At 53.6% G+C, this 8,135-nt stretch carries 7 protein-coding genes; 3 read left to right on the forward strand and 4 right to left on the reverse strand.

Annotated elements, in window-relative coordinates; genetic code table 11:
• Positions 1–548: 548 nt before the first annotated feature.
• Entirely contained in the window at positions 549–1,412 is an 864-nt protein-coding gene (locus MSG32_RS17795) for a replication initiation protein (RefSeq protein ID WP_248381087.1), read from the reverse strand.
• 1,185 nt (positions 1,413–2,597) lie between these two features.
• Between MSG32_RS17795 and MSG32_RS17800 the strand changes: the two genes are divergently transcribed.
• Complete coding sequence (locus MSG32_RS17800) at positions 2,598–2,990, forward strand: helix-turn-helix domain-containing protein (protein ID WP_282460403.1); 393 nt, start codon at positions 2,598–2,600, stop codon at positions 2,988–2,990.
• A 300-nt stretch (positions 2,991–3,290) separates the two neighbouring features.
• A complete protein-coding gene (locus MSG32_RS17805; protein WP_248381089.1) occupies positions 3,291–3,644 on the forward strand; it encodes a hypothetical protein in 354 nt (117 codons plus the stop codon).
• A 1,019-nt stretch (positions 3,645–4,663) separates the two neighbouring features.
• Here the strand turns inward: MSG32_RS17805 and MSG32_RS17810 are convergent.
• Complete coding sequence (locus tag MSG32_RS17810; RefSeq protein ID WP_248381092.1) at positions 4,664–5,290, reverse strand: tyrosine-type recombinase/integrase; 627 nt, start codon at positions 5,288–5,290, stop codon at positions 4,664–4,666.
• A gap of 182 nt (positions 5,291–5,472) precedes the next feature.
• Between MSG32_RS17810 and MSG32_RS17815 the strand changes: the two genes are divergently transcribed.
• A complete protein-coding gene (locus MSG32_RS17815; RefSeq protein ID WP_248381095.1) occupies positions 5,473–7,155 on the forward strand; it encodes a GGDEF domain-containing phosphodiesterase in 1,683 nt (560 codons plus the stop codon).
• A 199-nt stretch (positions 7,156–7,354) separates the two neighbouring features.
• On the opposite strand, the gene MSG32_RS17820 is transcribed toward MSG32_RS17815, so the two are convergent.
• Positions 7,355–7,621, reverse strand: coding sequence for a type II toxin-antitoxin system RelE/ParE family toxin (locus MSG32_RS17820; RefSeq protein ID WP_024951933.1), 267 nt, complete (start codon positions 7,619–7,621; stop codon positions 7,355–7,357).
• Entirely contained in the window at positions 7,605–7,829 is a 225-nt protein-coding gene (locus MSG32_RS17825) for a DUF6290 family protein (RefSeq protein WP_024951932.1), read from the reverse strand. Before MSG32_RS17825 ends, MSG32_RS17820 begins: the two co-directional genes overlap by 17 nt.
• Between the last annotated feature and the right edge of the window lie 306 nt (positions 7,830–8,135).

Below are 8,135 nucleotides of genomic sequence, written 5' to 3' on the forward strand. Positions count from 1 at the left end.
GGCGCGGCTGGTGCCGGGGGAGGAGTTTCGCACGTGCGAAATCGGCCGATACCCGGAAGGATTTAGCACATGTGGGCGCGGCTGGTGCCGGGGCAAGGATTTCGCGCATGCGAAATCGGCTAATACCCGGAAGGACTTCACATGTGCGCTACACAGCCCCGTCTTACCGGCCCCAAAACGCCGAAAATCACGATTACGCGCCTTATCGTGAGTCGGCAGCGAAAGCTGTGGACTCTTGGCGATCAGTACCTCGCATCCTTGTGTACCTCTTCAGTCCCTGCGCTCCCTGGAACCTTGATAGGAACGTTTTTGACGCGCGTCAGAGTAAAATCAAGTCAAAGTCCGTGCAGCGGGTTGGTAAGCCCCGAGGGGCTTACCAACCCGCCGGGCAAACTCAAATTTCGTACGTAAGAAAAAAAGATGGGGGGTAGAGCTAGGGCAGGATTCGCAAAGTGGTACCAAAAGGTACCTTTTGCAGCAGGCTTCCCCATGCCCTTATGTCAGACTGTCAAAACTCGCCTATCGGATGGTGAATCAATGAGGCCGGTTCAGATTTTTCTTCTGGCTGCTTCTTCCAGCAACCGCAGAGCGGCATCCTCGTAGCTCTCGCCCGGCTGTGCTGCGGCTTCAATCACGCTCATGGGAATGCCGTAGATCGCGCCCTGAGCACTTCTACTGCTTTTTCTTTTAGGCTTGTGCTTGTTGTCACTTACGCCGGCTTCTCCCGGGGATTTCTCGCCAAATGTGAATACCAAATGGCTGACACGCCGTCCGGTCTTGCGCTGATCCCATTTCACCCACAGTGGCGAGTGTTCGTTGATCTGCTCGATGGAGGGCTGAATTACTCGCTTCTTGAAATCCTTTATGGCCGGGTATTTATCGCCCAGTTGGAAAGCATTGCGCAGCCACTCGATGGATACCTCACGTTGGCCAGTGTCACGCCACTGGCAAAGCAGTTCGTAGAGCCTGATAGCGTGAGCGCTTTCCATGCGGGCTATGTCGGTCAGAGCATAGCGGGTGAACTGCTCGGTGAGCTGGGAGAGGTAGGGCACCATGGGTTGGCTGAAACGAAGGGCTATCGTGCCCAGATCTTTCTGATAGACCACTTCCTGCACCCAGCGCGTGAGTCTTACCTTGGCTCCACCTTGACCGTTGGGTGCTTCATGTAGCGTGACCTCCCTCCGGAACAGGCGTTCAGACGCTGCCTTGAGGTTCTGGTAAGCCGTCCCTAGTTGAGTACCGGTCATATCGGCGATCTGTTGGGCGCTGACCGTGTAGAGCCGCTGGTCTGTCAAAGGCTCATCTCGTCGTACCTGGGCAATACACCCTAGGATGATGCGCTGCTCGTAAACGCTGAGGCGGTAGGATGCTTCAATCAATGCGTTGCTTTTATAGACCAATGCGGAATCCATACCCGCCTCCATTAAAGGACTCATTTTATTATGTCCTTTAATACCATCAATCCGTCCCCTCTACAACCATCAATCCGTCCCCTTTTAACCATCAATCCGTCCCCTTTTAACCATCAATCCGTCCCCTTTTAACGCTATTAACTCTTTATTTTCAATGATTTATATCCCCTAAAAGGGAAAAGGGGTAAAAGGACAAAAAAGAGCGCGATGCGCTCACCTACCCTCCGCTTCGCTCCGCCCGGCCTACGGCCGCCTAAAATTGCCTGCGCCACAGGCGCAGAAAGGATGCCATCGAGGGGCATAGCCCCTGGGCATCCTGCGGGAAGCTTCGCCGCTAAAGAACTCCAGCTTTTGTGGTCGCCAACCCAATCAAACGCGGGAACATGGGCGCTACGCGCCAGGTTAAACGGATAAGACGCTATGTGGGCTCCTGTGAGGCCTCACACGGGCTCTAGTGCTCACAAGGAGGGTTTGATACCTCCTCTGGCTATCTCTCCTCAGAAGCGATTCTCGGCTTTCTACGGAGTACACGTCGGAGGAGAACGATCAGCACGACCTCAGTACAGCTCCAGCACACTTACAGCACAGGCAGTTGCGTAAAGATACGGGGTAGTTGTGCTTTTGAAGCAGGCAAGATGGGCGAGGTTAGCTAACCCTCGCACCACGTAATTTCGCACTTCGTGCTCAACGTGATCTTGCTCTGCGAGGCTGCCGCCTTTTTTCTACAGCATTTTATGACGCCAGGATGGCCCACTTCTGTACTTGAAGTGAGTCTGACGGTGAACAAAAATTTTTTGTGGGTTTCGGGCTACAGACTTGGATATGTTGCGCAGCTTCCTTGCTGTGTGTGTGGCTTGGAATGCAGATCGAGTGTCGCGAGAAGTTTGATTTAAGTTGATCCGCATACCCCGTCACGGACTCGGACAAGGTATGCCTGCGTAACACATTCGTGTCACTTTCGGCTGCAAAATCGCTACGCTTTCGTGCAGCCTGGCGACTTGCTCAGGGCTACGCCCCGAGACCCTAAAACTTGCTCGCTTCCGCTCGAATGTCACACGTGTCCCATGACACCCTGTCACGCGCTAAAGCCTTGCTGACACTGGGGTGTCTCACTATTTGTCACACCACCTGTCCCATGCTGTCACTCCGGCCTAGAATGAGCGCACACGACGTGAAGGGGACAACATGGCATCTATCACCGTCAATGAAGCTGCCGAGCTTGTGGGACGCAGCAGGCGCACCCTGTACCGCGATATGAGGCGCGGGAACCTGAGCTTTACGACACGACGTGATGGGCATCGCCAAATAGAGACTAGCGAGCTAGAACGCTGGTACGGGGCATTGAAGATGCCTGAGCCTGGCACACCGTCACGGGACAGTGGCACAGCCAGTGACGACGCGTTGATAGCTGAGATACGGGCGTTGCGGGAGGAGTTGGCCGGACTACGGGAAGAAGTGGCACATCTGCGCCGTCTGCCCGCGCCAGCACCCCCACAGGCGACACCAGCCCTGGAACCTAATTCACACCCGTTTGCTGACGAAATGGCTGCCCTCAGAGCTAAGCAGCATAAAGAATAAAAGTTTGTGGGCACGAATTTTACTCAGCCTAGGGCAGGGCAGGATCCGCAATGTGCTGGCTTTTGCCGGCAGAGGCTATAGGACACTTGCATTGTGCTTTGAGAACCATTGCGTAGGTAGATATATTGGCGAAAATTCTAACCGTTAAAATTTCGTCCTAGTGTTCTGCTGTACCGGTTTTAAGCGAGGAGAGCGAAGAAGTGTGTGCTGGTCTAAAGCAGGCAAGGATAGAATAAGTTGTCACCTCGTCGAAAAGCGATAAACTTGTGTGTGTGAGTCTATTTTAGCTGGAGGTGAAATGTGCTTTATGTAATTGGCTTTGCCATTCGATGGTTGTTGATTTTCTTTGCTTTGAAGATCTTCCTTGGTTTGGGCTCTTTACCAGAACTTAATTCTCAGAACTTCTTGGAAACTATTTATGGGTTGACTTTACTGCTCTCCTTCGCAGTAGCTGCAACCTATGAAGTCATTCGCATGGCCTTCAGGCTTCGAGAGCGACCAATAAGCACAACCATGGATCGTTCGGAGGAAGATAACGAAGATGAAGTAACGTACCCTCACCTTCATGCTGGGACTATGAATGACGTTGTGTATCGACATCACTTGTTCCATGATCCTGATCTTGGTAAGTCTTTAGACGATGATTCGCTATAGACTTTTTCTGTGGATCAAGATGCAGCCAGGGTGAACGAGTACCATACGCTTATCAACTCCATCACATTTTTGTGATGCAGCCCCGTCTTACTGGCTCCAAAACACCAAAATTCATGATTACGCCTAGTGAGATGATGTCAGAAGATCGAGCATCTCGAATTGGCGGTCAGTCAGTGCTGTATACGTGATGGTGTAAAGGTCAGCACCTTCGATGGAAGACAGACAGTATAAAAAACTAAGGGAATAAAGTTAATATATAGGGCAGAGGAGTATTTTATAGTAGATCTTCGATGACAGAAATTCGCTATATGATTTTGGGGAGATAATAAAGATATTCTTATATATTTAGTTATGGAGTAAGACTTTCCTACCTCCCTACCTCTCTACCTCCCACTATATTGTTATTGATCTATAATATTAATCTCTGCTTTTTATAAGTATTCTAATAAATCACATCCTTATGTTTTAAATAAATGTAGCAGTCTATACACTTCCAATTGTTTTTCATTGAAAATATTTTCTTGATTAGACTACGTCTTTTCTTATATATCCCATATCCCTTGCATCCAGGACATCTAATGTACTTCATTCCAAGTTTTCCCATGCGAAGCTAAATATAATTAAGTTTTTATTAGGAAGTATTAATAGGTCGCGCATATTCATAGAGACGGCTAGCATAGTCAACCCGTCCTATTAAACGGTTTTACAACGAATTGATGGCTTCGTACTGTGGAGACATGACAGGCCGGTTTAGGTTTTCCTTCTAGCTGCTCTTCCAGCAGCCGCAGAGTGGCACCCTCGTAGCTCTAGCCCGGTTGTGCTGCATCTTCAATCACTCTCATGGGAATTCCGTATATCGCGGCCTGCAGCGTAGATCAGGAAAGTATCCACTCCTCATGAGACGGCTGTAAATCCGGAAAAAGCGGTGTTCCCCTACGGGGATAGAGTATTCTCCGTGTATCTGTCGTCATTCCCACTATTTTTGAGCCCAAGCAGAGGGGCACGTCCTTTGCGAGATTTCAGAAGGTTAACTTCTCGAATTGGCGGCCAGTCAGTGCTGTATACGCGACGGTGTTCTGAATATTGGCGTGGCCCATGTACTGCTGCACGGTACGAAGGTCAGCACCTTGGTTGATCAGATGAACCCCGGAGGCATGGCGTAGCGCGTGGGGATTCCATTTGATACCCATCACGGACTCGCTCAGGCGATGGAACATTTTGCGGAAGCCGTCGATGCTCACGGTGCCGCCGCGCTCATTGATGAACACGTACCCATGCGATCTACCGCACTCACGCTGATAGCGCTTGAGCGCTCGCACCGTGTCTCCTTGGAGCGGATGTGTCCCATCAAGTGACCCCTTGGCCCGCTGGATGCTGATCTGATGGCTGCCATCGAGGTCTATCTGTTGCCACTTGAGGTCGACCAACTCCGATACTCGCAATGCGTGTTGGTACGCCATCAGGATCATCAGTGAGTCACGTGCCCCATAGCGGTTTTTTCTCGCTTCCCTTGCCAGCTTCAGCACTTCATCGCGTGTCAGGTACTTACGTCCTCGTGCCCGATCATTGGCGGATCGAGAGGTGACTGTCCGTATTTCAGTTGCCCGAGACGGCTGGGCGACAATGTCAGAGACCTTGTGGCTCATGGGTAGGCTCCTTAAAACTGTCTGTAAAATGGTTGAAAGCCAGACAGTATCGTAACCTCACAGCAGGAGATGATGAGACATTCTTTCTGGGTGGCTGTTATTGTCGGTAAAGAGCTAATGAAGGAGAACATTCACCACGCCTACCCTATATAGAACATACGTTCTTCATACGGAGCTCAAGGATGGAATCTGTAACGTCAATGACATGGCCTCTGCGCGTGATGCAGTGGATGGTCAATCGCCATACCGTACGCTGCAGCGTGATCGTGCTGCTCCTAGGCATGGGGACAGGGGGGGTTTATGCCACCGGTGGGACAGCCTATGCCTACCCCTACCTGATGCTGATCCCCGTGCTGATCGCCGCCGCCTGGTACGACTTGCCCGGGGGCCTGATCACCGCTCTCGTCGCAGGCATCGCGATGGCCGTCATGCCGTTGAATATAGACTTGGGCACCGAGCAAAGTCCCTTTAACTACTTGCTGCGCCTAATACTGTATTTATCCCTGGGTGGCGTAGCCGGCTGGCTTTTCCAGTCGCGACGCCAAGCATTCCTCGCCCACCGGGACATCGCCCGCACCGACCAGCATTCGAGCCTGGCCAACCAGGTTGCCCTCAGCGAGGACCTCCACAAGCTCTTATCGCCCCTGCGGCCGACCGTCAGAACGGTCGGGGTGATCAAGGTAAAAATCACAGACATGGCGGACGTCATTGAGGCCCTCGGCCCGGAGGCGGCCGATGAGCTTGTCGTCGCCATCAGCCAGCGGCTGAGCCAGGCCGTTCGTGGCGAAGATCAGGCCTACCGCACCAGTCCCGATGAACTTGCCCTGATCATGCTGAATGTCGAACCGACTGATCTCTATGTTATCTGCCAACGGCTCCTCGAGATCGGTGAAGAGAGCCTGCCGATCTACCAGGTGCTTGTCCGCGTACAGTTGGCGATCGGCAGCGCGATCGCGGAAGATCACCACAAAACCGTGGTGGACCTGCTGCGAGAAGCGCGCCTCGCGCTCCTGGCGTCCATTCGCCAACGGCAAGGGTATATGCATTTTAGCCCGACCTTCGACCAACGCTCCCTCGAGGCCTTCAAGCTGATCGGTCGGGTGCGAGAGGCCTTGGCCGAGAAGAAGTTTGAGCTACATTACCAGCCCAAGATTCGTCTGAGTGATGGTCACGTCTGCGGGTGTGAAGGCCTCATCCGCTGGTGGGACGACCAGGGCAAACTGATTCCCCCTGGCCAGTTCATGCCCAAGGTGGAAAGCACCTCGCTCATTGGCCCGCTGACCCACTTCGTCGTACAGGCCGCCGGGGCGTTCGCTTTGCACCCGGGAAACGAGAGCGCGATCAGCATCAACCTGTCGGTACACAACCTGTATGACGAGACGCTTTACGAGCGGATTCAAGAGCTGATCGAGCACGCCGGTATGCGTCCCGAGCGGATAGAAGTCGAGCTCACGGAAAGCGCCTTCATCGGGGATCTCGGCGACGCCCGGGATGCCGTTCAGCGCCTTCGCAACCTCGGCATCGGCGTGAGCATCGATGATTTCGGGACCGGCTTTTCCTCGTTCGAGTACTTGCAGCACCTGCCCATCACGGGCCTCAAGATCGATCGCGCCTTCGTCACCCACCTTGGCGATAGCGAGCAAGCGCGCAAGCTGATGGCCTGCATGATCGAAATCGGGCACGCCCTGGACCTGGTGGTCACCGCCGAAGGGGTGGAAACCCAGCAGCAGGCTGAGATTCTGCAGCAACTGGGCTGTGATCAGGCCCAGGGTTTCTACTACTCACCGGCCCTCCCGGCCGAGGCGTACCATGCTTGGTGTCAGCGTCACGCAGAGAGCAGAACGTCCCCCCCTCCCAACCACTAACCCAACGCCCGTGCCATCGTAATAGGGGGCGACAATGGCTGTGAACACCGCCCTGTACGAAAACCCTTCGGGGAACGTGGTGCGCTCGCTGATCCAGCACACCCACAAGCTATCGGTATATACCCGGAGCATGCCTTACCCTGATGGCGGAGTCACTATCCGGGTTCTAACTATAAGCCGGACAGTTTAGTGAAAACCATCAGCGGTAAATATCGCGTCGATGACCGATCCGGACGACCAGCACGCAGACACGATCATCTTCGATCTGAGCGATAAGGCGATAATCACCGACGCGGTAGCGCCATAGCTCACCCAGCTGTCCCTGGAGAGGCTTTCCCAGCTGCCTCGGATCCTCGAGTGGCTGGATGCGCTCTCGCAGGTAGTCACGAATACGCTTGGCCTCGGCATGGCCGATCTTCTTGAGCTGCTTGTGTGCGGCTCCGGTCAACTCAATTTGCCAAGCCAAGGTCCTGCTCCACGTCGTCTAGGGAGTGCGTAGTTTCTTCCCCACGACGTAGCTGCTCGAGCGTCTGTTCCGCGAGATAGATGTCTTCAAGATCCTCTAGGTGCTCGAGGATAGCCTCGCGAGCGTAGTAGGTCTTGGTACGGCCAGTGGCCTTGGCCAGTGCCTCGAGGCGTTCCTCGATGTCACTAGGCAGTCGAATTGCCAGCATGGGTAAGCTCTCCTGATTTTGCTATACGTGTATAGCATACTGCTGATGGCATGACTCATCCAGCGTTATAGCCGATCACAGAAGCTAGGTGATTGAGCAGATGCCCCGGTCATCTGATACCGGAAGGATTTAGCACATGTGGCGCGGCTGGTGCCTGGGAAGGAATTTCGCGCGCGCGAAATCGGCCGATACCCGGAAGGATTTAGCACATGTGGCGCGGCTGGTGCCGGGGGAGGAGTTTCGCACGTGCGAAATCGGCCGATACCCGGAAGGATTTAGCACATGTGGGCGCGGCTGGTGCCGGGG

Origin of the sequence: Cobetia sp. 1CM21F (assembly GCF_023161745.1) — a bacterium.
GTDB lineage: Bacteria > Pseudomonadota > Gammaproteobacteria > Pseudomonadales > Halomonadaceae > Cobetia > Cobetia amphilecti.